Source organism: Prevotella sp. 10(H) (assembly GCF_000711235.1).
Taxonomy (GTDB): Bacteria; Bacteroidota; Bacteroidia; order Bacteroidales; family Dysgonomonadaceae; genus Dysgonomonas.
Genome location: NZ_JOMI01000001.1, coordinates 294,529 through 319,775 on the forward strand (window position 1 = coordinate 294,529; position 25,247 = coordinate 319,775).

The 25,247-nt window shown below is 41.7% G+C and carries 28 protein-coding genes; 11 read left to right on the plus strand and 17 right to left on the minus strand.

Annotated features, from left to right (window positions below):
• Positions 1–54: 54 nt before the first annotated feature.
• The 5 genes from K348_RS0101280 to K348_RS0101300 all read right to left on the minus strand — a co-directional run bounded on the left by K348_RS0101280 (position 55) and on the right by K348_RS0101300 (position 2,998).
• Positions 55–435, minus strand: a complete 381-nt coding sequence (locus tag K348_RS0101280) for a hypothetical protein (RefSeq protein ID WP_029902153.1) — start codon at positions 433–435, stop codon at positions 55–57.
• 35 nt (positions 436–470) lie between these two features.
• Positions 471–926, minus strand: coding sequence for a hypothetical protein (locus tag K348_RS0101285; RefSeq protein WP_029902155.1), 456 nt, complete (start codon positions 924–926; stop codon positions 471–473).
• Between the two features lie 248 nt (positions 927–1,174).
• Positions 1,175–1,942: a YgcG family protein gene (locus tag K348_RS0101290; RefSeq protein WP_029902157.1), complete on the minus strand. Its 768-nt coding sequence runs from the start codon at positions 1,940–1,942 to the stop codon at positions 1,175–1,177.
• A gap of 29 nt (positions 1,943–1,971) precedes the next feature.
• Positions 1,972–2,568: a LemA family protein gene (locus tag K348_RS0101295; RefSeq protein WP_029902159.1), complete on the minus strand. Its 597-nt coding sequence runs from the start codon at positions 2,566–2,568 to the stop codon at positions 1,972–1,974.
• 220 nt (positions 2,569–2,788) lie between these two features.
• On the minus strand, positions 2,789–2,998 hold the full coding sequence (locus K348_RS0101300) for a hypothetical protein (RefSeq protein WP_029902161.1): 210 nt from the start codon (positions 2,996–2,998) through the stop codon (positions 2,789–2,791).
• Positions 2,999–3,203: 205 nt separating this feature from the next.
• Here K348_RS0101300 and K348_RS0101305 point away from each other — a divergent pair, with 205 nt between their 5' ends.
• The gene (locus tag K348_RS0101305; RefSeq protein ID WP_029902164.1) at positions 3,204–4,061 is read left to right on the plus strand and encodes an immunoglobulin-like domain-containing protein; all 858 of its coding nucleotides are present in this window, start codon (positions 3,204–3,206) and stop codon (positions 4,059–4,061) included.
• 54 nt (positions 4,062–4,115) lie between these two features.
• The gene (locus K348_RS0101310) at positions 4,116–5,069 is read left to right on the plus strand and encodes an alpha/beta hydrolase (protein ID WP_029902166.1); all 954 of its coding nucleotides are present in this window, start codon (positions 4,116–4,118) and stop codon (positions 5,067–5,069) included.
• A gap of 4 nt (positions 5,070–5,073) precedes the next feature.
• On the opposite strand, the gene K348_RS0101315 is transcribed toward K348_RS0101310, so the two are convergent.
• Together K348_RS0101315 and K348_RS0101320 are read right to left on the minus strand one after the other, a co-directional pair.
• Positions 5,074–6,078, minus strand: a complete 1,005-nt coding sequence (locus K348_RS0101315; RefSeq protein WP_051697483.1) for a M28 family peptidase — start codon at positions 6,076–6,078, stop codon at positions 5,074–5,076.
• Positions 6,079–6,457: 379 nt separating this feature from the next.
• Positions 6,458–7,612 carry a DUF4185 domain-containing protein gene (locus K348_RS0101320; protein WP_051697485.1) on the minus strand — a complete coding sequence of 385 codons (1,155 nt, stop codon included), beginning with the start codon at positions 7,610–7,612 and terminating at the stop codon, positions 6,458–6,460.
• 276 nt (positions 7,613–7,888) lie between these two features.
• On the opposite strand from K348_RS0101320, the gene K348_RS0101325 reads away from it, so the two are divergent.
• Together K348_RS0101325 and K348_RS0101330 are read left to right on the plus strand one after the other, a co-directional pair.
• A complete protein-coding gene (locus tag K348_RS0101325; RefSeq protein ID WP_029902172.1) occupies positions 7,889–8,116 on the plus strand; it encodes a hypothetical protein in 228 nt (75 codons plus the stop codon).
• Positions 8,117–8,130: 14 nt separating this feature from the next.
• Entirely contained in the window at positions 8,131–8,427 is a 297-nt protein-coding gene (locus tag K348_RS0101330; RefSeq protein WP_029902174.1) for a hypothetical protein, read from the plus strand.
• 14 nt (positions 8,428–8,441) lie between these two features.
• Here K348_RS0101330 and K348_RS0101335 read toward each other — a convergent pair whose 3' ends face one another.
• From K348_RS0101335 to K348_RS0101345, 4 genes are all read right to left on the minus strand, one after another.
• Complete coding sequence (locus K348_RS0101335; RefSeq protein ID WP_029902176.1) at positions 8,442–8,753, minus strand: hypothetical protein; 312 nt, start codon at positions 8,751–8,753, stop codon at positions 8,442–8,444.
• 42 nt (positions 8,754–8,795) lie between these two features.
• Complete coding sequence (locus tag K348_RS0101340) at positions 8,796–9,686, minus strand: AraC family transcriptional regulator (protein ID WP_029902177.1); 891 nt, start codon at positions 9,684–9,686, stop codon at positions 8,796–8,798.
• 436 nt (positions 9,687–10,122) lie between these two features.
• Positions 10,123–10,251 carry a hypothetical protein gene (locus K348_RS19485; RefSeq protein WP_255359395.1) on the minus strand — a complete coding sequence of 43 codons (129 nt, stop codon included), beginning with the start codon at positions 10,249–10,251 and terminating at the stop codon, positions 10,123–10,125.
• A 112-nt stretch (positions 10,252–10,363) separates the two neighbouring features.
• Complete coding sequence (locus K348_RS0101345) at positions 10,364–11,911, minus strand: family 43 glycosylhydrolase (protein WP_029902180.1); 1,548 nt, start codon at positions 11,909–11,911, stop codon at positions 10,364–10,366.
• Positions 11,912–12,129: 218 nt separating this feature from the next.
• On the opposite strand from K348_RS0101345, the gene K348_RS0101350 reads away from it, so the two are divergent.
• Entirely contained in the window at positions 12,130–12,564 is a 435-nt protein-coding gene (locus tag K348_RS0101350; RefSeq protein ID WP_029902182.1) for a thioesterase family protein, read from the plus strand.
• Between the two features lie 68 nt (positions 12,565–12,632).
• Here the strand turns inward: K348_RS0101350 and K348_RS0101355 are convergent, their stop codons facing one another.
• The 3 genes from K348_RS0101355 to K348_RS0101365 form a co-directional block, all read right to left on the minus strand.
• Complete coding sequence (locus K348_RS0101355) at positions 12,633–13,415, minus strand: hypothetical protein (RefSeq protein WP_029902183.1); 783 nt, start codon at positions 13,413–13,415, stop codon at positions 12,633–12,635.
• A 65-nt stretch (positions 13,416–13,480) separates the two neighbouring features.
• Positions 13,481–13,975, minus strand: a complete 495-nt coding sequence (locus K348_RS0101360) for a DUF2269 family protein (protein WP_029902185.1) — start codon at positions 13,973–13,975, stop codon at positions 13,481–13,483.
• Positions 13,976–14,006: 31 nt separating this feature from the next.
• Positions 14,007–16,583, minus strand: a complete 2,577-nt coding sequence (locus K348_RS0101365; protein WP_029902187.1) for a hypothetical protein — start codon at positions 16,581–16,583, stop codon at positions 14,007–14,009.
• Positions 16,584–16,957: 374 nt separating this feature from the next.
• On the opposite strand from K348_RS0101365, the gene K348_RS0101370 reads away from it, so the two are divergent.
• The 3 genes from K348_RS0101370 to K348_RS0101380 all read left to right on the plus strand — a co-directional run bounded on the left by K348_RS0101370 (position 16,958) and on the right by K348_RS0101380 (position 19,392).
• Complete coding sequence (locus tag K348_RS0101370) at positions 16,958–17,467, plus strand: RNA polymerase sigma factor (protein WP_029902188.1); 510 nt, start codon at positions 16,958–16,960, stop codon at positions 17,465–17,467.
• Positions 17,468–17,747: 280 nt separating this feature from the next.
• Complete coding sequence (locus tag K348_RS0101375) at positions 17,748–18,773, plus strand: helix-turn-helix domain-containing protein (protein WP_029902190.1); 1,026 nt, start codon at positions 17,748–17,750, stop codon at positions 18,771–18,773.
• Positions 18,774–18,831: 58 nt separating this feature from the next.
• Positions 18,832–19,392 carry a hypothetical protein gene (locus tag K348_RS0101380; RefSeq protein WP_029902192.1) on the plus strand — a complete coding sequence of 187 codons (561 nt, stop codon included), beginning with the start codon at positions 18,832–18,834 and terminating at the stop codon, positions 19,390–19,392.
• Between the two features lie 256 nt (positions 19,393–19,648).
• On the opposite strand, the gene K348_RS0101385 is transcribed toward K348_RS0101380, so the two are convergent.
• From K348_RS0101385 to K348_RS0101395, 3 genes are all read right to left on the minus strand, one after another.
• Positions 19,649–20,671, minus strand: a complete 1,023-nt coding sequence (locus tag K348_RS0101385) for a low specificity L-threonine aldolase (RefSeq protein WP_029902195.1) — start codon at positions 20,669–20,671, stop codon at positions 19,649–19,651.
• 71 nt (positions 20,672–20,742) lie between these two features.
• Positions 20,743–21,672 (minus strand): TIGR01777 family oxidoreductase, encoded by a 930-nt coding sequence (locus K348_RS0101390; protein WP_029902197.1) that lies wholly within the window; start codon positions 21,670–21,672, stop codon positions 20,743–20,745.
• A 317-nt stretch (positions 21,673–21,989) separates the two neighbouring features.
• Positions 21,990–22,559, minus strand: a complete 570-nt coding sequence (locus tag K348_RS0101395) for a hypothetical protein (RefSeq protein WP_029902199.1) — start codon at positions 22,557–22,559, stop codon at positions 21,990–21,992.
• Positions 22,560–22,773: 214 nt separating this feature from the next.
• Between K348_RS0101395 and K348_RS0101400 the strand changes: the two genes are divergently transcribed.
• The 3 genes from K348_RS0101400 to K348_RS0101410 are packed head-to-tail and all read left to right on the plus strand — an operon-like array spanning position 22,774 to position 25,211.
• Positions 22,774–23,370 (plus strand): NAD(P)H-dependent oxidoreductase, encoded by a 597-nt coding sequence (locus K348_RS0101400; protein WP_029902201.1) that lies wholly within the window; start codon positions 22,774–22,776, stop codon positions 23,368–23,370.
• A gap of 9 nt (positions 23,371–23,379) precedes the next feature.
• Positions 23,380–24,522, plus strand: coding sequence for a DUF4932 domain-containing protein (locus K348_RS0101405; protein WP_029902202.1), 1,143 nt, complete (start codon positions 23,380–23,382; stop codon positions 24,520–24,522).
• A 23-nt stretch (positions 24,523–24,545) separates the two neighbouring features.
• Positions 24,546–25,211: a DUF2461 domain-containing protein gene (locus K348_RS0101410; protein WP_029902205.1), complete on the plus strand. Its 666-nt coding sequence runs from the start codon at positions 24,546–24,548 to the stop codon at positions 25,209–25,211.
• The last annotated feature ends 36 nt before the right edge of the window (positions 25,212–25,247 follow it).

Sequence of the window (25,247 nt, forward strand, 5' to 3'; positions counted from 1 at the left end):
ATAAATGCACATCAAAGTTAAAGTATTATAAGGAAAAATGTTACTGTTTTTCTTTTAACTTTTCAGAAATTCTTTTGCTTCTTCAATACTAAAAAAAGCTTTCACCTCAAAATATTTTTTTAGTTCAACAGATTGCCCTTCAAGCTCCTCCTTTAAGTTATTGTTCTCACCTATAATAAAGATGATATATTTACATCCCGTTGTTGCCGCAAGAGGAATAAATTCATTAAAAACCCAAAGTGTATCGGCTTCTTCATTTTCAAAGCCATGACGGGTATCTGCCATATAATGACAATCTTTATTTGCTCTCATCACTTCTATTGCATACAGAAGCGGTTGACGATAATCATTGCCTTTGCAAAAATTTTTCCATTCTACAAAAACAACATTCGAATCGGATAAGTAAGAAACATCACAAAATTCTGAGCTGTACATAAAAGTCTATTTTTAATTGCCGAGATCGTTTTCCCTTAATCCAAAAAGGCCATATTATCTCCGGAAAGAAGTTTTTTGTGCCGTTTCTGCCAGTCTTCGAGTGGATATACTTTACCCGACTGCTGATGAAAGGCCGATATATTATAAGTCTTTCTATCGATGTGGAAAACATAAGATGTTTCAAACTTTTCTTCACCATTGAACCCTACATTAACGATATAGATAGAATCGCTGTCTTCAGGAAGCATGTATGCTGCTGCCCCATGTTTTCCTCCGGTTTTCTTCTCTATCTGCTTAGAAAACTCTTTCATCTCGGGCAGGTCGAGTATGACGTCCAAAAGTGAATCTTCGAGGTGGGTAGACAATGTATCGCTCTTAGGAAGTTTCGTAAAATCGTAAACAATAGCTTTGTTTACATCGTTTTTATCTTTTTTACAGGAAAATGTTACCAGAAGTAATCCGACGGATAGGAAAAATAAAATGCTCTTCATAATTCTTTTTGATTATTTGTAATATCTGATTTCTGTCGACAGGCATTATCAGATCAATAGGTTAAGGAATAAAATATGATTTTATAAATAGCAAAAGGAGGCTGTTTTATATGTTTATGTTAATCTTCTTTATTATATTCCGGCGTCCTCCGCATACAAAAATAACTTATTATGACGGTATTTAAAACAAAAACAGGCACAAATTAGCTTATTTGTACCTGTTTTTATGTCTTATATGCGAAAAATAATCAGAAACTGCGTCCTGCTCCGCCACCGCCAAAGCTTCCGCCTCCACCTCCGCCGAAGCCGCCTCCGCTACTCCAGCCACCACCGGAACGACCGCCGCCCCAGCCGCCGAAGCCACCAAAACCGCCTCCGCGCGAGCGTCCGCCGGATGAAGGACCGTTACGGCCGTTTTTGAATGAGATGTATAGGATTATGAGTATGATAATAGCCAATATAATATTCGATATCAGCGAACCCGCCATATCTCCCCCGTCATCTTCATCCGCCTGGAATTCTCCGGCCAGATACTTGATTATTGCCATTACTGCGCTCTTTGCTGCATTATAGTAATCTCCTGTCTGCAGGTAAGGCATCATATACTGGTCGATAATACGTCCTGTGCGTGCATCGGTAAGTATATGCTCCACCCCGTAGCCTGTTGCTATAAATACCTGTCCGCGCTCGTTGCCTATACGCGGCTTTATAAGTATCAGCACGCCGTTATTCTTATCTTTCTGGCCTATGCCCCACTTTTCGCCTAGACGGGCGGCATAGTCAGATACGGCATAGCCCTGCAGGTCTTTTACGGTAACGACAAACACCTGTGTTGAAGTACTGTCGTTATATGCGCGTAGTATCTGTTCCAGTTCGTTGCTCTGTGAAGCATTGAAGGTCTGCGCAAAATCGTTTACCAGCCTCGGTGGCGACATAGGGGATGGCAGATCGTCCTGTGCCTGTAAGGAAAAACTTACAAGGAAACAGATAAATAATATAACGGCTACTCTTTTCAAGAGATGAATTATTAATTCTTAATTATTCATTAGAACTCAACTTTCGGCGCACTCTGAGCCGCTGCATCAGCTTCGAAATATCCTTTCTTCTCGAATCCGAACATACCCGCAAAAATATTCTTAGGGAACATGCGGATGTATGAATTATATTCCCTTACACGCTCGTTAAACTTGTTACGCTCGGTAGATATACGGTTTTCTGTTCCCGTAAGCTCATCCTGCAAAGCTAGGAAATTCGTATTGGCTTTCAGGTCGGGATAGTTTTCCTGCACCATCAGCAAACGCCCGAGCGCTGCGCCCAGTTGTCCCTGAGCCTGTTGGTATTTCTGAATATTTTCTTCTGTAAGTTGGTCGGCCGAAACATTCATCTGGGTAGCCTTTGCACGAGCTTCTACTACTGCCTGCAGTGTTTCCTGTTCGTGTGTGGCATACCCTTTCACTGTAGCCACAAGGTTCGGTACAAGGTCTGCACGACGCTGATAAGCATTCTGAACCTGCGCCCATTGCGAGGTCACCCCTTCTTCTTTTCCTACCATATTGTTCTGCAGCGACTTGCCATACATAAATAATATAAGTCCGAGAACTACAATTACGATAACGGCGATAATACCTTTCGATAATTTCATCTTTCTATCTTTTTTAGTTAAGTATCAATATATTTTATGAGTAAAACAACGATAGTTTATGTTTTGTTGCGACAAAGCAATACAAACCGTAAAAGTATTAAAATATGTTCGTATTGTTTTTATAACGAAGCAGGAAAACGCGCGTGTATAAAAAGAAAAAGACTATCTTACAGATAGTCAGCAAAATGAAAAGATGCGATAATAACCGCAATGAGCCGCTCTAGTTTGCAGTTGGCAACGGAAGTGTGATACTGCCTACTACCAATACAGATATAGTCAGTAAAGCAATGAGGGAAAGGATAATACCTTTTCTGAAATATACATCGAGGTTATTCAGTCCCCTGCGCTTCGAACTCATGTGCCCTACTACCGACACCGACAGCGCCAGTATAACGAGAATAAGCGGAATAGAAAAAAACAGGGCTTCCATTGTTAGTACGTTTTTATTTACAAATTTATGAAATTCGGTTTTATATAAAAAATGTTCTTAATTAAGAATTTGTTTAAACTTTTTTAAAAATACATTCTTTTTATTAGTTTTTACTATCATCGGGCATGTATATGTGAAAATTCATGATTTTTAAGCATTTATTAGTACATTTGTGTGACAACATTAACTCAAAAATCCATTGCTTATGAAACAATGCCCCGTATATAATCAACATATTATCTGGCTTATTGTTCTCCTTTTATTAACGTTTAACAGTTGCAAAAAAGAGGCCGGAAAAGGGAGTCCAAAAGCTGTATTGACAGATACCATAGCCGCAGTGATGCCCTTTACTATGACTATGTCGCCCGATACTTATACACAGAACGATACGATAATTAAAGGGCTCATAACCAACAATACGGCCAGTGAATCCCATTTTGGTGCACAGTATACGTTAGAGGCTCTTAAAGACGGAAAATGGCAGGAAGTAATATATGACTCACAATACCCGATTGCGTTCAACAGTTTAGCATACATAGTGCCTCCGCTAGGTACCGCCACATGCGACACCTACCTGCTGAAGGAATTCTACAACTTCGAATCCGGGAAATACAGGATAAAGAAAGATATAAGGCCTATACTAACAGCCGAATTTATTATCACCGACGGCGAAACAGCAACATCAGACATACAGTTGCAACATTCCGACGGCGATTATGTGATGACTATCGAGCCCGAAATATGCAATATGTCCACCGATTCGGTCACGGTAACCATTACCAATAATTCGCCGATGGAGATTACACCCTATAACCATTACTACATAGAAACCGTAGGCGAAATGGGTTGGGAACGCTACTATTATCCGTCGATGAGAGATCCTATTATGGCAGATAATCCTGTGGTTAAAGGTACTTCAATCACTTTCCGCATACCACTTATTGCGACCAGATTCCATAAATCACTGATTGTACAGGGGTTTAAGCCGGGCAAGTACCGCGTATGCAAGTATGCTAAAATCGACGTCTCGGCAGAATTTACTATTACTGATGATATGAAATAGCAATATGAACAAAGCCTGTATGTTAGAAGTTTATCATAAAATAAGTGGAACGATATGACCACTCAACTATACACAGCGGATATACTCGGCAACGGATTCGAACAGCGCACCCTCCCACTCAAAAACGATTACGAAGGGGAAACTGTGGCAACCCTCGTCCGCAGGCTGGCAGAAGACAAGGCGCAGAAAGCCGTATTCTATGTGCATGGCTTCAACGATTATTTCTTTCAGGCAGAAATGGCAGAGCAATTCAATGTTAACGGGTTTAACTTTTATGCTGTAGACCTGCGAAAATACGGGCGATCGCACTTGCCGAACCAGAAGCTGAACGACATCCGCAATCTGAAGGACTATTACGAAGAGATACTTCTCTCACTTAATATTATCCGTACGGAAGGTAATAATGAAATTGTACTTTTAGGACATTCTACAGGGGGACTTATACTCACCCTTTTTGCCAAAGACCATGCCGATAGTAATTTGTTCGATGCGCTTATACTCAACAGCCCCTTCTTCGACTTCAACCAGAGCAAGCTGGAGAAGTTTTTTATACCTATCGCCGCCTTTTTTGGGAGATTGATGCCAAATGTGACCATTGCAGGCGGATTTAGTGAAGAGTACGGAAAAAGCATCCATAAATCATACAGGGGCGAATGGAACTACGATCTGAAATGGAAACCAAATGTCGCCCCCAAGATAAACCTCGGGTGGCTGCGTGCCATTCATCTTGGACAAAAACAACTAAGAAAGGTATTTCATATTCCTAGACCCATACTGGTACTTCATTCCGCACATTCGGTGGATAATATGAAAGATGAAAAACAAGTATCGACACGAGACGCCATACTCAATGTAAAGGATATAGACCGCATAGCGCGCAATATAAATGGTAAAGTGCAGATTTCGACTATAGACGGCGGATTGCACGATCTTATGCTATCGGGAAAAAGCGTCAGGAAAAATGTGTATGATACTATATTCGGCTGGCTGAAAAAGAAACGGTTATAGAAGTTTATTTCTTACCTTTCTTCATTCTGCTTATCTTGGACGGGCGCACATTATCAATATTCATCAATGCAAAGTAAACGGCATCGATAACACCCGACATCTTTTGTATATCCAGTGTAGCCATTATATCGGTGGTCTGATGATAGTTTTTGTTGCGGTAGAAAGCCGTATTAGTCACCATAAGCGCGTCGAATCCCATTTTCCAGTAATTAAGGTGATCGGAGAAGTCAACGCCCTCTAACTTTGCAGGGGCTTTCAATCCTCTGGTATTAACTGTTTCAGAATCATCGAACCACGATGAAAAATTGTTCACAAACTCCCCCGAACCGCTCCGCCTGAGCAAAAGTATATAATTCCCCTTACTGCCATAAAAAAGTTTCATAGGCTTTACCGGATAGTCCTGCGATCCGCCTTCTTCACTGAAATAGCCTATCATCTCCAAAGCCACCATTCCATAAACAGGGATATTATTCTTTTTGAGGTTATGTGCGTGTATATAACTGCCCATTTGCGGCGTGCGGAAAAACGGAGGTTCTTCCAGTGTATAAGCGACCAGTTCCACGGGCCGGCTCAATTGCTTGCCGTGAAGCATACGCGCCAGCTCGAGGATGCCGACAACACCAGAAGCATTATCGTCTGCACCTTCTTGTTCGCCGCAAACATCATAATGTGCTCCGGCAACTATCAACGGCTTCTGAATTTCCGAGCCGAAGCGGCAGACCACATTCTTATACTCCACGCCTTCGACTTTGTATGTCTGAAAATAAGTGGTATCAGCATAGCGGCTGAAAACAGAATGAATATAGTCGGCAACCTGATGCAATACAGGAAGATTTTCATAATTTCTGAAACCGTCCGTCTTGGTTATAGCGGTCAGATGCTTCTCAATTAACAAAGTATCCGACTGTGAAAAGGAATTATTTACATTAATCATACAAACAGCTATAATAAAGCATTTTAAACTATTGCGAATATCAGCATTTTTATCTTTAAGATTCTTTATTCTCATATATTTTGTGTATAAAATCCTCATCCCTATTATTTCTTTTTGAAATGGTAGTTATCTTGCTGCTGATTTTTTTAATATCCGTCGTGTTAATTATTTGCTAAAGATCTGTACGAACAAATAATATAAAACCAAAAACACATTCAATTCGTATAGTTATAAAGCAAAGTAATACAATTTGTTATACAGCTTTTGAGAACTATTACTTTTATTGATGCAATATCCTCAATTTTGGATGCATAGATGTACAAATATATGATAAATATTGATATGTCCACTGTCCGAAAGAATTTCCCGCAAAAACTCAAAGACGCAGAGATATACTACAAACTTCCAGCGTCTTCACTTCTTGCGAGAAAATATATTATTGAATAAATACATCCTACACCCCAATATCCTCCAACTCGATATCAGCCGACAACAAAAATACATTATACGGATGCCACATCGACATCAGGAAATACAGCTTGTCACCGTTATTTTTTAGCGGGTGCATATAAGCGCAATAAAGCTTAGGATACTCCTTATCGGTAGCAATCACCTTTACATCCGACCACTCTTTCAGGTCCTTCGATTCGCGGTAGACAAGCGTATGCGCTTTGCGCGGTGCTTTCTTGTCAAATGCATGATCGAGCAGGTAAGTTATAATCCATCTCCTTTGCTTCTCCAGATACATGAGAGATGTTTCACCGACAGGCGCTTCGATAACAGGCGTGGCAGCAGCTTCATCACCTTTCACCCATTTATTGTTTTCACCGTTCCAGTACTCATATTTAGTCATGTCTAGAATATCCTTTTCTTTGAATCGTGCCAGATAAGCAGCATCTCCCCTGCCCGACTGCGTTCCTATCATATACACATAACCGTCTTTCTTAGCATAGGCAACCTGCGAAAAATGGCTGTCAGAGTGGAACTCTACTTCCTTTTTCCGTTCCCATGTCTGTCCGCCGTCTTTCGATGCATACAGAGAAGAAAAGTTAGTGAGCCAGCGGCCTGCACCTCCCGCCCATTCGTATATATTCATATAATGAACATAGTCCACACCATCGGCACGGATAGCCCCCGTAGGTATCGATGTATTATACTTGTCACTTCCGCCTGTCTTTGCTCCGGCGCAAATCTCGCGGGCTTTGCCCTCCTCATCCAATGCCATGCTGCTGATTGTCAGACCGTCTTCGAGATCGGTATCTTCAGAGAAAGCGACGAAGTTTGAACGCCAGTTGCCACCATTGCCGCCGCCGTTAGTCAACACCCGAAATCCTTCACCGTTGGTATCACCAAAGAATATACCTATCTTATTGCCTTCCATGTGCCACATGATACCCAGATCGGTACCGTACACATCGTACTGGATGGTATTGTTAGGTGCGGGTATTATCTCATTCGGTAAAGGCTCTCCTGTAAGACGCGCCAGCATCTTGAGATTTGTCAGTTTCATAGGTTTCTTTGCGTCTGCATCTTCGGTGCAGGAAATTAAAGAAAGAATAAAAGTCGCAATAAATAAAGGACTTAATACAATCAGAATGTGTTTTTTCATAGATATAGTAAATTATAATTTAGTGTTTCGGGCTATCGGTAACAAATATAATATTTATCAGTTAAACGTTTAACTCATAAATATTATATTAACAAATTTTATGTTAGAAGTATATTTTTGTCTGTAATCTTTCACCTGTCAGCTCACTCTCCTTTTTTCCTGAAACCGTTAAATCCGACTTTCAGAACATTTAATCCTCTCTATAGGGCTTTTCACAACCGAATTCATTGATGAACTTTACATTTGTATAGTAAAAACAAGTGAAAGTAAGGTGGTATGAAAACAACATTGATCCCTAAGAACGAAAAGATCGACGATGTTACCAGTGGTACAATACCGATCGTCGTGATGCAAAGACGCAACCGGCCGATGCTAAGAAACAATGATGTAGTGAATGCAGGTGTCCGTATAGACCGGCGTGCCATTATGGTGTTGACCGAGCATATCAAAACTGCTATAGAAATGTATTCGGACAGTAAGGGCCAGAAAGGAAATTATTCATAAAAATAATAAAAGCCATGAAAATAGCTCTATTACTCAAAGACGATAAGATTGACGATGCCTACTCGGACACGATACCGATTATCGTACTGCATGTAGACAACAAATCGGTGATGGAAGTAGAAAAAGACATCATCGTAAAAAAAGACGTCAATTACCTTGCGCTATGGCTGCTGACCAAGCGCATCAATGAAGTATATGTGAACGATATAGACCCTATGGTGAGAAAATTGTTCGAAAAACTGGGCGTTACTGTCAGAAGATATGAGGATATAGAAAAGAATCCCATACTAAAACAGTTTATCGCCGTATGAAATGCAACCTACGCTCAATATTCTTTCTCCTTAGGTATGAAGAACTCCACTTTTCCGCATTTAGGGCAAACGTAGAGGTCGAAACTCTCCTTGTTTCCAACCGACTCGAAAATATTGCCTAAAAATCCTACGCGCATCCCCTCATGAAACTTGTAATTTCCCGAAAGGAATAGTTTCACATTACACCGCAGGCATTTCAATTCATTTTTTTCAGCATACATTTCATCGTAGCGTATCACCCGCCCCTCGTGAAGGCTGTAATTGCAGTAGCCGCATACACCCAGATTGTCTGTTAGTTCCCTGTCGCAATTCGGACACTTGTTCATAGTTGTTGTAGTTTTATAGTTTTCAATATCTTAAAGTTCTGTTTACCAGTCTTCCCTGTACTGTACAGGCGTCATTCCCGTATGCTTCTTAAAGAAGCGCCCGAAAAACGAGGCATTGGGAAAATTCAGTTCTTCCGATATCTGCAGAATAGTCATGTCGGTAGTTTTCAGCAGATATTTGGTCGATGTAATCAGTATTTCGTTTATCCAAGAGAATGCTGTGCGCCCCGTTCGTTCCTTTATGATCGTAGATAGGTATTTGGGCGTCAGGCACATTTTATCAGCATAGAATTGCAGTGTTTTCTCATTTTTGTGATGATGAAGCAAGAGCTTGAAAAAAGAAAAGACTTGTTCTTTCTGATACGAATTGGCTTCGCTCTTCATGTCTTTTTCCATTTCGGGTACTTTCAGTTTATTGTAATAAATCGCCCCTACTTCGGTAAGTAAGGCGTATAAGAGCCCCTTTGCCATCTGTATACGGAAAGGATGATCCTTTCGTTTATATTGTGCTACTATGAATGAGTGGAATTCGAGCAACTTAGCTATTTCTTCGTCTGAAAGCGTCAAGCACGGGCACTGGATAATGCTCATCGAAATATCGAAATTGGTAGTCGATGGCATCTCGGTAAGAAAGTCAGGAGAGAAAATCAGGAACTCGGTCATTGTATCTTCGTCCTGCTCGGTGATTTCCAGCACATAATTCGGCAGGATAGTAAGAATGGTATTTTTCCCCATATCGTACTCCTTGAAGTTTATCTTTATCTTCGCCTTACCGCTGATGCAAATGGCGAAGACAATGCCGTCTATGACTACCGGAAAATTGGACGACATAGGCGGTATGTACACCGATTTGTCGGAGACAATAAAATTTTTGATGGCAGACGGATCTACATTATCCGTGATATCTTTCATCTGTATTTTGGATAGTTTCATAGGGGACAGTTATATGTATTCTTGTTCTCTTACAGCATATATAGCGTGTGCTATCCGTATTTCTCAGGTCAAAATCTCTTCTATTTCACAAATATAGGAATATAAGTGTTAGTTTAAATTTTATTTATTCTGTTTTTTTATGCTATGTGCAATTGAAGATTATTGCCCTTTCTTTTATGTTCATTTTGGCATTGGCTCCGCTTCGCTCTGCCGAACGTTGTTTGCCCAAAAACGAACCAAAAGGCTAGCGCTTCGTTGCTCGCCTATCCGAAATCGTCTTATTGCCTAAAACAAATAAACTTGCCTATCGGCAAAATTTGGTTTCACGGCAATTTCACCGTTCGGATAACGGCTGCACAACTAATGCGCGAGAAGCTGACGCACGACGAGAGCTTACAAAAGGGGTTGCTCCACTAGCGCGTCAGCCCTCCGTGCATTAGTTCCCTAGGCGGGCACCTGTCCGGTGAAGACGGCGAAGAAAGGGACGGGGCGATAGCCCGTGTGTCACTTTCAGCCGGCAAGATGTTGACAGGTCGCCGGGGAACGGAGCACTAGCCTTTTGCATCCTTTTGGGCAATGCCAAAAGGATGGACAAGCCCGGGAGGGCGCGTCAGCCAATAATTCAAGATTGATTATTTTACACAAGATGAGGCTCTGATGAAAACAAAATATTAACTTCAATACTTATTCTTTACCTCAAAATTCGAAAACACTCCATTCTTATCTGCTCCATTATTCTCTACGAGCAAACCGATGCGCAAACCACGTCCCCACTTTGGCAGGCCGCTGATATCCACATGCTGTCCGTTTTGCGGAAATATGTGCCACTCGCTGTTGTCGGTTGACCAGTAGAAACGGTACAGACGGGCATTGATAGCCTCAACACGCAGGTATATATCCGTAGCATTTCCCGCGGTAGTAGAGAACAGTTCGGTTTTCTTTCCGTCGTCAAGTCTGAACAGTTTTACCTCGTTACCCGATACGCCCCATGCATACAGTTTTTCCATGCCGGCATATACGGTCAGGCCTTTAAAATTGGAGCCTTTTGCCGATACCTTCACCGACATATTATAATTACCCGTCTGCGAATTGATACCGCGGAAAGTATAGCCTTCTTTTGTATTGGTAACAGTCAGATTACCATTTGCTTTTGTCAGCAGTGGTTTTGTAGAATACATATCCCATTGCCAGAATTTGTCTTTATCTGCCGAAGTGAAATCGTCTGCAAAATCTATATTCCTTTTCTGCACCGTACCTTTAAACGGAACAGGCGCCTGCGTAGTCGGGTTCGTACCATGCCTGAAATACGGCCAGCCTGTGGCATCGTTCCACATCAGTTCGTCGAGTAATACCTGACGTCCCACATATTCGAAATCGTTAGCATTGTACGCATGATAGAGGTAGAAGTAACGGTCGTCGGGGGTCTGTACCAGCGTACCATGCCCCGAGCATCTCCATGCGCTGCCTCCCTCTAGCAGGGCATTTGGCTCGTATTGTTCCCATTCGCCACGCAGGCTCTTTGCACGGGCTAGATGCACGCGATAGTCGCAACGGTTGTCGCAGCATCCGCCAATGGAGTAGAAATGGTAGTAATAGCCGTTGCGCTTGATAATGACCTGACCCTCGTCGCCGCGTCCTATCCAGCCTTTGGTGTGGTCGGTGAGGGTGAAGTGCTCACCCACGAGCGAAAGGCCGTCGGCAGACAGTTCAGATGCTAATATTTCGATCGGGCGCTTGTCCAGCCCGTATGCTTTCCATGTAATATACAGTTTGCTGTCGTCATCCTTGAATATGTATGCGTCGATAGCTTCGTTTCCCCATTCGATGAGCGGCCCGTGGTCGGTAAATCCTTTCCGGATGTCTTTAGTACTGGCTACGCCAATGCACGAAATATTGTCGCTTTTCTTGCGTGCAGTGTAATAGACAAAGAAAGTACCGTTGTTGTAATAGAGTTCGGGCGCCCAGCAGTCGCCTTTTATCCATGCCGGCGGATCGGTAAATACGCCGCCGATGCGTTCCCAGTTGATAAGGTCTTTACTATGGTAAAGCGGATAGCTGGGTACAAATTCGGAAGTCGTTCCCACTGCATAATAATCGTCGCCCACACGTATAAGAGATGGGTCGGGCATATCGCCTGCAATAACAGGATTACGGTATGTTTGTTCTACGTTCTGCGCAGCCAGCGATGCCGATACGAAAAGAAAGATAAGGATTAGTCTGTACATAATTCTTGATTCGTTTAATGTATTTTTTATTCAGGGTATTTATTTTCAGCATGTGAAGATAGAAATTAATCATTAACGGAAAGGAAAACGACTGTTCAAAAATTAACATTATCTGTTCAAGGATAGAAAGTACAGGCAAGAAAAAAATTATTCTAATACCCGAAAATTATTTTTAAATATTATACATTTGCATCGGGTTTAAAATCAATGATGAGAGTATGGAAGAGATAACATTCAGGCATACTTTGCCGTTGCAAATACGCTTTAATGATGTTGATAAATTCGGGCATGTCAACAATGCGGTCTATCTGAACTTTTATGATACGGGTAAGACAAAGTATATCGCTTCGGTTTGCCCCGATGTTAATTGGGAAAAGGATGCGATAGTGGTTGCCCGTCTCGAGGTTATTTTCCATTCACAGATACACGACCTCGACAATATAGCCGTGCAAACTGCCGTAACGGGAATCGGAACTAAAAGCTTCGACCTTGCCCAGCGTGTGATAGACACCAAGACAAACGAGGTGAAATGCAGCTGCAATTCTACCATGGTAACTTACAGTCTGGAATTGCAAAAGACCATTCCGATAAAGGAGGAATGGGTAAAAGCTATTTGTGAGTTTGAGGGAAAGGATGTGAGGAAGAAAAAGTAGAAGCGGTAAGGATAAAAAATAAAGGGAGAATTTTTGTTCTCCCTTTATTTTTATAATAGAATCTCTATTTAGTAATAAACAGTCTCAAACTGTACACGCTGCATTCTGGTTGCCCGCTTGATTCCCTTATCAGGATATTTTTCTTTATTCTCTTTCGTTAAATCTTCCATAAGATAAAAACCGGGAGGCGGGGGCGGTGTCGACTTTTCAGACGCAGAAGCGATGCTCGGTAAATAATATTCATGTACCTTATTATTGTAATTGAATCTGAACATTTTGTCTTCACCTTTTGGTAAAGAAAATGTACCCTCGTATTTCTCCTTGCCTTCTTCATCGGCCATAAATACAAGCTTACCTTCATAAGGATTATCATACATCATCAGATATTCCGCTTTGGGTTTTACCGGGGATGTTCTGATAATTTCCTCTTCAAGTTGCTTTTTCAGTTCGGCATCCTCTACATCAACAGCTGATAATATTTCTTTTACTGCAAGTACCTGATATAGTTTGCTCACAGTAATGTATACTGTGGCTGAGTTGCCCTCGCTATCCGTTACAACAATATTGGCTGTACCCTCTTTCTTGGTATCGAATTTCAGATAGTTATTCTGTAATTCTTCAGCATCGACCACAAGTATTTCCTGATCGCTGCTTTTAGCACTGTAATTACCTTTACCACCTACCAGACGTAAGTAATATGTACCGATGTGAACGTTGAATTTAGTATCGCTGATCTCGCCGCCGTCAATCGTTTGATAGAATCTTATTTCATTATCGTCGTCGCTGCAGGACGAATATATGAAAACAAATAATACGGGGAAAAGCAGGCAGAATAAAGTCGTCTTTTTCATAATAATAAAATATTAATGTGTTCTTTAGGCTTCACAAATATGATAACGGACAAAAAGAAAGAATATTATGCCTTCTTCTTCCATGGCTTCAATACCGAAATAACAATAAAGCTGAACAGGATAATTGTCTGCACTGTTCCCCATGTCTGCGTCATTTTCAGATTGTGGAAATAGTCGGCGCTCGATATCACTTCTTGTCCCAGTGTTTGCGCAAGTTCCACATTGCCGTTTATCCATGGGCCAAGAACGAAAGTGCCGAAAAGTACCTGCACAATAGTAATTATCCACTTCACAGTGAGCCAGTTTTGCTTAAAAAAGCCCCATTTTGTCCATACGCCGTAAACAACGCCTATCAGAATATTGCCCATAGCTCCGGGAATGATCAGGTAATCGTCGATAATCTGCAGTATACGCGAAAACATATACAGTTCGTCACCCGTCTTCGGCTTGCCTGTGAAAGCCAGTATCGTCATCGCCATTGCCCCTCCTATCCACATAATGGCAAGGAAAAGATGTAGCATCTTGAGGTTCTTAAGACCTTTTGCGCCCAGTGTTTTCATAGTAATATATTTTTAGTTCATCGAAAGTTTCTTAAAATCCCATGCCCAGACCGAACATAAACCGGAAATCGTCGCCCGAACCGAACCATGAATATTTGGTCGTAATCTTGTTTATTATAGTTACCCATGCTCCGCCCCCGTAAGACACATGCCATTTCTTCGACGACTCGTAAGGATACCACACCCGCCCGAAGTCGAATCCGGCAAACAGGCCGTATTTCAGCGGGCTGAAAGGATTCTTTATCTTACCCATATCGAAACGCAGGTCGGATATCTGATAGTACGACTGACGGCCTATGAAACGGCTTTCGCGGTAGCCTCGCAGTTCGGTAGATGCCGACTGGTAAAACTCATATTTGTCATTGAATATAGCCTTTCCGTTCATCTGTGTGGCAAGCGTGATGCGGTCGGTGAACTTGAAATTGAACGATACTTTTGCCTGCGCATAAGGGTAATTCCGTTTCGACTGGCCGAGATTCATTTTATATCCGGCAGTCAACGTAGTGGTAAATACAGGAATAAAATCGGACAATTTCTTATTTACATCGTAGGTCAGATTCAGATCGAGGAAATATCGGGTATCGAAAATAGAATCGTTTCCGGCGTAATATTCATTTAGATATCTGTGGTCGGTTTCCCTTATCTTGAATATTTCGAGCCCTGCCGCCCCTATTATCTGCTGGTCGGGTTTGAAACTGTAGTGGAAAGATGGAGAAACGGAGTATTGGTTCACTTTCACACGGTTATACGACTTCTTTTCGTCCTTGAACCCGTCGGTATTGTTACCGAAACCGAAGAAGTTGGAAAAGTTATTAGGTGAACCCACAAAAGCATCTATATAAAAGCTTTTTCGCTCATCATACATCGGGAATATCCCTTTGTACATAAATCCTTTCAGATAGTTGAAGCCGAAGCGGTGCTGATAAGAGAAAGGCGAACGCTTCAATCCGTACTGTGTATAGGTGACAAAACTGCCGAGGCTCAGCCCCCAGTCACTGTCGTATACTCCCCACGGACTGAATGAGATACTGCTGTATTTCGTTTTCGTATAATCGTATTCCATTATTTTATCGTTGTCGGTCACTATTACCCTTGCATTGTTGACGGTATCCAGCACATTCTTTTGCGACGGGTATCCGAATACCTTCGCCTTGCTGTGCGAGGCTATATTATAGTCGTTATCGCCTTTACTAGATAGTATATACACAGGAATCTTATTATGCTCCTGCCCCTGCGATACGAAGCTGTCGTTGCCCTCCATACCATAGAGCCATATTTCTTTTGTATTCTTTTTTGTATAATTATGGGTGAATACAAGGCTGTCGCTACGCTTGTCGTAAATATCGAGACGAATGCTGTCGCGGTGATATTTATCGATAACAAAGCGGTCGTCACTGTCACTACCCGGTATCACAGGATTGAACTGCAATTCTTCGTAATAACGCAGAGCTGTTCCTTCCAGATTATCGCGTCTTACTTTCAGCTTCCTTTTCACTTCATCAGTTTCTTCGCTCTGTATTTCTTTCGGCAGGCGGGCAAAAGCGTCGTCTATCACTTGGTCGGTCAGCGTTGTTTTCAGATAACGCGCCTGTGTGATCCAGTCGCTTTGTGTGCTTCGTGCAGTGAGGGCTACATCGAGCGTGAAACCCAGTTTGTTGAATTTCTTTACATTCTTTATTTTGTCCTTATAGTCGGTAATAAACCCGAGCGAAAGCACGCTCAGCATCTGTCCCGTCAGTTTTCCGTCCACTTTCATAAAGGCGTGGCTTCGGTCGAGCACGATAGGATAATATTGCGTGCGGCCTTCAGCTGTCTGCATCCGCCAGTTCCAGTTTTCGGGCGTTTTGTTCCAGTCGCCTATCAGCATATCGAATATGCGTTCGCGAATGTATATTTCCTGATTTACCGACGATGATTTATCGTCCTGCAAACGCTTGAGCATATCTTCGGTGCTCAGGATATTCTTTTGGTCATTGAGGTCGGGAATATGAGTGATACTCACCAGCTTGTCTTCCAGTTTAATACCGTTTGCTATGGTATCCTGTGTCGCATTTTGCGCTATATAATATATATGCGGGTCGTTCCAGTTGAGCCCCGCCATCCTTGCCAGATAGTCCGAAGCAATGAATGTATAAGGGTTTACAATGGTATAGGCGTCACCTATAAACTCATCCAGATATGTATCCTTAAAGTCTGCCTGATTATACATTTCCTGAAAAAACTCGGACTGTATGAAGCTCGACGAACCGCCCAGCGGCTTTACAAGGAAATTGCGGCCGTTCTTGTCCGTCATATATAATCCGTGAAATTCATCTGCCTTGCCTGTCTCCTCCAGTACGTCGTATAGCGAATTGATAGTGGACGAACTTACGGTGATAGGTATTGTATATAGTTCGCGGTAGTGCTTACCCCAGAAATAATCGTATCCGCGGCTTCGCTTTTTCATCTGCTGCGAATATATGGATTTTCGGATTGTACTGCCCGAATACAACGGAATAGTATCCGTATCCGGTCCTTTTTTCTGGGCATTGGATGAATCGGGCAACAGCACGAGGAGCGTAATCAACAGGGCTGTGTATATTCTAATATTCTTTGACAAACAGTTCACTGCTTATATTTTCTTTTTGTTAAACAATCAAAGTTACTATTAATACCGGTAATTTGTGCGATATTTTTTTCTGTTATATAGAACAAAAATAGAGGTCAGGTTGTTTATAATACTTGAGTAAAAATTAAAATATATTTATTTTAAGGACAAGTATAACGTGTGTTAAATAATAAATAATGCTTTATAACATATTTCAAATGTTAATCATTTTATTTATATTTGCACAATATTGATAGACAACCACATAACAAATTCCCCCCATTAACAATTGTGAAATAATTTTAGTTGCATATGCAATTATTTAAAAAATTATTATATCTTTGCAGTGGTAAGACTAGATAAAATTTGGAAGATAACTATTAAATTGAAGAGTAATGAAGACTAGCAAACAAACACTAGAACGCGACTTGGTATTGATGCAAGGTAATATGTTAAATTATGCGTTGACCCTTACAACAAATCGAGACGAAGCTAAGGACCTTACTCAAGAAACTACACTGAAAGCCTTGAGTAACATTGACAAATATTACGACAATGTTAACTTTAAGGGCTGGGTATTCACAATCATGCATAACTTGTTTGTAAACAATTATCGACGCGTGATGCGCACGCAGACGGTCATTGACCATTCCGACAATCTCTATCAGCTGAATATGCCGCAGGATTCGGGTTTCGATACTCCTGAGGGTGCTTATACATATTCGGAAATAATGAATGTGTTAAATAACTTCGCCGACGAGTACAGAACTCCGTTTACGATGTATTTCACAGGATACAAGTATGAAGAGATTGCCAAAACTTTAGGCCTGCCGTTGGGAACAGTAAAGAGCCGCATCTTCTTCGCACGTAAGAGGTTGCAGGAAATACTGAAAGACTACAGGTAATCAAAGTAGGATTAAAGTAAGTTTAAGCAATAAATTGTAATGGCCTTCCGGTATTTCCGGAAGGCTTTTTTGTATCTAAAGGCCTAAGCCACGTATGACAATATGTATCGATTACACACATTAGGCTTGCAAAATGAAATATAAATAACAATTTTTGACACACGACCGTCAGTTAACATTTAAGTGTAATAATAGTTTATTATATGGGAATAATTTTGTAAATTTGTAAACACGAAGAACTAAGTTGTAATAATGCCTGAAAGGAAAGACAATTGGATTTATGAAAAATGATTTTAATAAGAAGATAGTAACTATACTTAATTCTTATTTTCCTCAAACTAAAGAACTTGCACACTATTTAATGGACATACTCGATCTCAGCAGGGAATCTGCATACCGCCGTTTGCGGAGCGAAGTTCCCTTCACTTTCGAAGAAGTCTGTACAGTGGCGCTTGATCTGGATTTGTCGGTCGACAAGCTTATCGGTATGAAAAATAACGATATAGCCTATTTTGTGCTTAAAATGTATAATGCAACCGAACCGGACGATATCTATCTGGAAATTATTCAGGATAATATAGATTTAATGGAAAAGTTCGGTAAAAATGCAAACTTTAAGATGCTCTCGGTACTGAACAGGCTCCCGTTCGGCTTTACTCTCCGGTATCCGGAGCTTGCAAAATTCTATTATTACAAATTCTGCTTCCATTTAAAGAACGGTACTATGGATGAAGATTTCAGCAGCCTGCAAGTGCCGAAAAAAATCGAAGAGTGTGTGCAGAGATACATGAAAGTGAGCGACAGCATGAGGGGCGATATGACTATGATAATGGACGAGAATGTGTTCACCTACATGCTGAAGGAAATCGATTATTTCAAGCGCAGGGGATTGATCAATGGTGAAGGTTTGGCAAAGCTGCGCGATGCGCTAATGGAAATCGTAGATCTGATGGAGGCCTTGGCAAAGAAAGCAACAAATACGGTCGGGGCCGATATTAAGCTATACCTGTCTTCGATAGATGTAGAGCCAAGCTATGTGTACACCGAATATGGCGACAAAACGGCAATACAGTTCTACTCCCCGTCGGCCGAAGCCGCTACATGCTATAACCCGAAGTTCTGTGCCCGCAAAAAGGAATGGATCGATTCACTGATCAGGTACACCACCCTTATTACGCAATGCAACGAAATGGAACAGATTTCGTTCTTCAATAACCAGCGCAACCTTATCAGGGAAATGGCAGAAGTAAAAGTTGCCGGAGCAAATGTAAAAGAAGAAATATTGTTTTACAAAATAACAGAATAAGCATTATTATAGCACGAAAATAAAACATTTGCCTTATATTTGGAGTTCATAAAAGAATATGGCAATAGAAAAGAAAAATACCGATATTGTATTTTATTCTCACAAGAGGTATAACTACATTATCGGTATTATCTTTCTCATTATAGCCATTGCACTCTTTGTTTCTTCTGTTCTTTTTATCAAAAACAGCATCATGGAGATAATAGATAAAAAGCAGGACGAAGAAATTTCCGGCACTATCGTCGGGCTTATACTCACCTCTCTACTCTTTATAGCTATTACTTGCTTGTTCGTATTAAGGTCGTATGCCAACCTGTTTAATAAAAGGGAAGTAGCACGTCTGGCAGACGACGGGCTGTTCTTTTCCGAAATGAACGGGCGGATGCAGATACATCAGAACTATATAAAATACAGCAATATAGGAAAGGTATACATTGAAAGAACACTACTTCCGGGAACAAAGGTTGTAATAGAAAGCAATGATGAACCGCCTGTCATATTGGCGACAATAAACGGACTACTCCGCACTGCAAGTAAAACCGAGCTTACCGAGCAACTGAATGAACGTCTGATCCAAAGTAAAAAAGCCATTTCAGGCGACTTGAACGATATCATATAGACTTTAGAAAGATTAACAGTGTTAAACTACCTGTCAGTAAGAACTTTATTAACCTGATAGAAGTTTATACTATGTGTAGTTTTGTAAAGTTTGTGTTAAGGTTTGGGAAAGTCAGCGATGTGATGTCGCGGACTTTTCTTTTTTATATATACTCGTCCTCTCGCAAAGAAGCAAAGTCGCTGTTTTTTTTGAAAACTAAAAGCACTTTACTTGCGTCTTCACGCCTTAGCGAGTAAAAAAATTATAAGTATTGCGGTTATTCTCCCGATAATTTCTTTACAAATTCGTCCACCACATCTTCCGGTGTAGCCCACGATGTAATGAACCGCATCACGCTATGGTCTTCATCTGCAATACTCCATACAAGGCATCCGTAATCTTCCTGCATCTGAGGAATGATTGAATTGGATAATACAGGGAAAATCTGATTAGTATCCGAATCTATCGACAAGGCATATCCCTTTGCTGCAAAAGCATTAGCCATTTTAGCTGCCATACGGTTGGCATGACCGGCAAGGTCGAAAATAAGATTGTTGCGCAGCAATTGGTCGAACTGTATTCCCATGGCACGCCCTTTGGCAGTGAGGGCGCCACGTTGTTTCAGATGATATTTGAAGTCTCTTTTCAGTCCGGGGTTGGTGATAACTACAGCCTCACCTAGCAGTGCACCGCATTTTGTTCCTCCGATATAAAATACATCGGTCAGGGCTGCTATATCCGCCAGCGTGAGATCGTTCGATGGGGCGGTAAGCGCCATAGGCAGGCGTGCGCCGTCCATAAATAAGATCAGATCGTTTTCTTTACAGAAAGTATAAAGGTCGGTCAGTTCCTGCTTTGTATATACCGTGCCCAGTTCGGTAGAATTGGAAATGTAAACCATCCTTGTGCGCACCACATGATGTCCGCGTACTTTATTCAGAAAGGGCTTTATATCGGCAGGGCGCAACTTACCGTCGGCAGAGGGAGCGGCTTCCACTTTGTGTCCGGTTGCCTCAATAGCCCCGGTTTCGTTCACATAGATATGCCCTGTAGATGCAGCCACCACCGACTCGAACGGACGCAGTACCGACCCGATAACGGTAAGATTTGCCAATGTTCCTCCGGCTATCATATGTACGTCGGCATCGCTATTGGTCAGTTCCCTGATTATCTTTTCGGCATTTTTAGTATATGCATCGTCGCCATATCCGGCCTGCTGTATGAGGTTAGTTTCGGCTAATGCTCTTAGTATAGACGGGTGGCAGCCTTCGGCATAGTCGTTTGCAAAACTGTATATCATCTTTTTGTAGTTTTTATTCTCTACAAAAGTAATATCTTAAAGAAGAAAAATATGAAGTAGCTGTTTAAATTTTATCCGGCAATTTCTTTAGTACCTTTCGTCCCCCCTTTCAGCAGATTTTCCAATGCATCATCGAGCCTCTCGTATGCAAACCTGTAGTGTAGATCGAGCAGATGTTGCGGCATTACCCGTTGCCCGTCTACAACCATTGTAGCAGCTTCGCCCATTACTGCTTTTACTAAAAACGCAGGTACACGCAGCAGTCGCGGACGATATAGCGTAGTAGACAGTATATTAGAGAAACGTTTATTAGTAACGGGATTAGGTGCCGAAAGGTTAAATACGCCCTGCGCTTCGGGCATTTCCAGCAGGTAAGTCAGCGCATTTACCATATCTTGCAGATGTATCCACGAAATATACTGGCATCCCTTACCCAGAACACTTCCCAATCCCCACCTGAACGGCAGAGCCAGCAGCGGAAGCATGCCTCCGTAACGGTCAAGCACGATTCCCGTACGCGATATGCATACGCGGGTATCTTCGCTTTGAGCAGCCAGAGCAAGGTCTTCCCATTTCCGGCACAGGCGGTGAGTAAATTCATCGTGAGGTGTAGAAGATTCTGTAAGTATATTGTCGCCCTGATCTCCGTAATATCCTACTGCCGAACCCGAAATGAATACTTTGGGCGGAACCTCGCTGGCTTTTATCAGGTCGGTAAGTCGGCGGGTAATCTCCCAACGGCTGTTGCACAGGCGTTCTTTTTGTTTCTTCGTCCAGCGTTTACCGATAATAGGCTCTCCGGCGAGGTTGATAACAGCGTCATACCCGTCGAGGGATTTCATTGCCTGCAACGATGTGCAGAACTTCGCCATATTACCTGTTTTCTTTTCAGCTTTAACGGGATTTCGGCTCAGCACCATGATTTCGTGCCCCTGCCGGTATAAGTTCTTTATTAGTGCGGTACCTACAAGGCCAGTACCTCCTGTAATAAAAATGCGCATAATTACAGATTTAATTTTTTGGACTATCTGTATTATTGAACAGCGGAAAGGGAGGTAATGTTTAGTGGGAAAATGTTAAGAATGAGATTTGTAGTGAAAGATTTTTATTTAACCACAGAGTAAAAGTAGTAGCACGGAGTTTTTTATAAGATAGTGTCAATCGGCAATTCAGAATATAAAAACGGTTTTCTCGCAAAGACGCCGGATTGTTATATATAAAGATTATTTCTCTCAAGGATAACATGAGAAAATAAAAAATGGGGGCAAAAAACAGATATCTTTTGCGTCTTAACGACTTAGCGTGAGCAAATTAAAGCTTACTTATCATACGCATAATCTTTCAACTCGCCCAATTCGTATGCAATCTGGTCTTCCCATTCTTTTTGCTTCACTGGGTCGCTTGCCGAGTTGGTTTCCTGCGTATATTTGCTGCGGCGGTCGAGGAATTCCGACATTACTTTCCAGTTCAGTTCGTCGGCAACCTTTGTGCCCGATATCAATAGCTTACGGTTTTCTTTCAATGCTTTACGCAGTTCGCGGGCATAAACTTCGCTCAGGTCGAAAAGGGTTTGCTGGTAAAGGAGATATTGCTGCACGTTTCCGGTCGTATCTATCTGCGAAGTCGATTTCACCATGTAGTTGCGCACATTCTTATTGAAGTTTTTGCTCAGGAAATTGAAGCGGCTCACATCGTAGTCGATAGCGAACTCGGCCGAAGTAGCTCCGCTTTCCATGCTGCCAGTCTTGATGCCGAAATCGTCGACAATCAGTTTTTGCCTGTCGCTCCAATACATCTTGTTTTCGTCTTTCTTCTGCGAAAAGGCAGTACCTGCAACAAACAGTAAAAGGAATGACGTAAGCAGTATTTTATGTCTGATAGTTTTCATATGAATGCTCTTTAGAGTTCTGCGTATAAATGTATTTAAAATGCTTTTACAGTAAAGGACAAGAGGCCGATTTCTCGGGGCTGCTAACAAAATAAAACTAATTTTATCTTAGTTTAACGAAATCCTTATTTATATCTTCCCGCCTAATCATTTTAACAAAAAATGAGTATCTTGCATCCTTGTTTCACAACTAATCATACAAGCAAATACATATATGAAAGTATCGGTCATACTGGCGCATCCTTATAATAAAAGTCTAAATAATGCCATTGCCGCAACAGTGGCACAGAGATTAAAAGAAAATAATCACACCGTATATTTCCACGACCTTTATGCCGAAGGTTTCAATCCGCTGATTACACCCGACGAACTGATTTCGGACAACTCGCGCGACGAACTGGTGATAAAACATACCCGTGAAATAAGAGAAGCCGAAGGACTTGTCATCGTTCACCCCAACTGGTGGGGACAACCGCCTGCCATTCTGAAAGGCTGGGTAGACAGAGTTTTGCGGCAAGGTATCGCTTACGATTTCCCCGAAGGCGACAACGGCGGCGGTCTGCCTGTAGGCTTGCTGAATGTGCAGGCAGGCATCGTATTCAATACATCGAACACGCCGCAGGAAAGAGAAGATTCTGTCTTCGGCGACCCGCTCGAAAATATATGGAAAGAATGTATATTCGGATTTTGCGGCATACATACTTACGAAAGGCGTATGTACAGGGTGGTTGCAGACAGCACCGACGAAGAACGCAAAACGTGGCTGGAAGATGCGGCAAGTCTTATCAATAAATACTTCCCAAAAATCTAAACTATAAAAATGAAGACAAGAATCCTACTCTCTCTCCTATTATTTGCCCTATCGGTAAATAACATATGTGCCCAGAATAATATTAAATCGCAAGTGGAAGAAAGCGCCGAAATACTGAGTATCATATGGCGGCTAATAGGCTCGCCCGAATATGCCAAACGGGACAATTCCACAGGATTGATAAAAAAATACGACGAGCTGATCGATTCGCATTTTTCCGCATTCAAAGATCATGATGCCCTGCGTATTGCAAAAGAATGCAGGAATAACGGCATAGGTTACGGCGACCTGATGGTATTGGCAATTCATCTCAATAAAGAAAATGGCCGCTTCGTCCTTAATAACGAAATCGATATTTATCTGAAAAAGACAGATAATAAAAGGTGGAACGGGCAACTGGAAGCTTTTGTCGGAAAACTAAACGGCTTTTATAAAGACACCAACTTCAGCGACTTTTTCAATAGCTGTAAATATATTTACACTCCCGCCGAGGAATCCATGAGACAGATTCTGCAAAATTACATGAATCTCTCATGGTTCACCGATTTCTACGGAGTTGCTATCAAAGACGGTACTTTCAACGTAGTAATAAGCATGGTGAACGGCCCTCAGAATTATGGGTTGAAAGTAATACACAACGATAAAACGGAAACGCTGTATGCCGTACTCGGCTGCCATGATATCGACAGCGACGGCAATCCTTGTTTCTTCCCTGTGATAAAACCGATATTCCTCAGTGTACACGAATTTTCACATTCGTTCTGCAATCCGCTGATTTATGACAACGATGAAGTTTATAAGGAATTTGAGAAATCCGGAGAGATTATCTTTCCTTTGATCGAGGAAAAAATAAAAGCGCAGGGCTACAGCAGCTGGCGCGATGTGCAGGGCGAAGCCATAGTGAGGGCATGCGTTATCAATTATTTTAAGAAGTCACCCGAATTGTCAAAGATGATTGCTATTTTCGGTTTGGATCTTATCGGCGAAGAGGTCAAAGCCGGTTACTTCTGGATGGAAGATCTGGTGAAGAAACTCGATGAGTATGACCAAAACAGGGATATATATCCTACACTGGAAAGCTTTATACCTCAAATTGTCGACTTTTACAATAAGCTGGCAGCAGATACGCAGAAAAAGAATCAAAATAAATAATATATAAAAATAAACCCCTCATTATGATAAAACAGGATACACTCGATTTTCTCAGTGCACTCAGCGAAAACAACTACCGTGAATGGTTCCTCGAAAATAAAAAGTGGTACGACCGCGCCCGTGCCGATTTTGAAAAACTGGTAGGCGAAGTGATACAGGCTATCGCTACTTTCGATTCTGAGATAGGCTTGCTGCAACCGAAAAAATGTATTTTCCGCATCTACAGGGATGTACGCTTTTCGCCTGACAAGTCACCGTATAAAACGCACTTCGGCGCAGTGATGCGGCACCACGGATTGGATAAGACATCGGGTTATTACCTGCATATTTCGCCTGAAGAGAGTTTTGTGTCCTGCGGCCATTATATGCTTATGCCCGACCAGCTGAAGAAAGTGAGAAGAGGCATATATGAAGATTTCGAGCATTTTCAGGAGATAATCGGCGAAAAACATTTCAAGAAAGAAATCGGCGACCTGTTCAGGGATGAAGACGCTCTGCAGCGTGTACCTAACGGTTTCGATAAAAATCATCCGGCAGCGGAATATCTCAAGTTGAAACATTTCTATGCTTACAAGCCGCTTCCTGAGGATAAATTATTTAGTGACGCGCTTGTTCCTTATATTAGGGATATGTATAAACTGATGCAGCCGTTGAGCAATTTTCTTAACGATTTGCTATTGGAAGATTAAATAAATATTATTTTCTCGCAAAGGCTCAGAGACGCG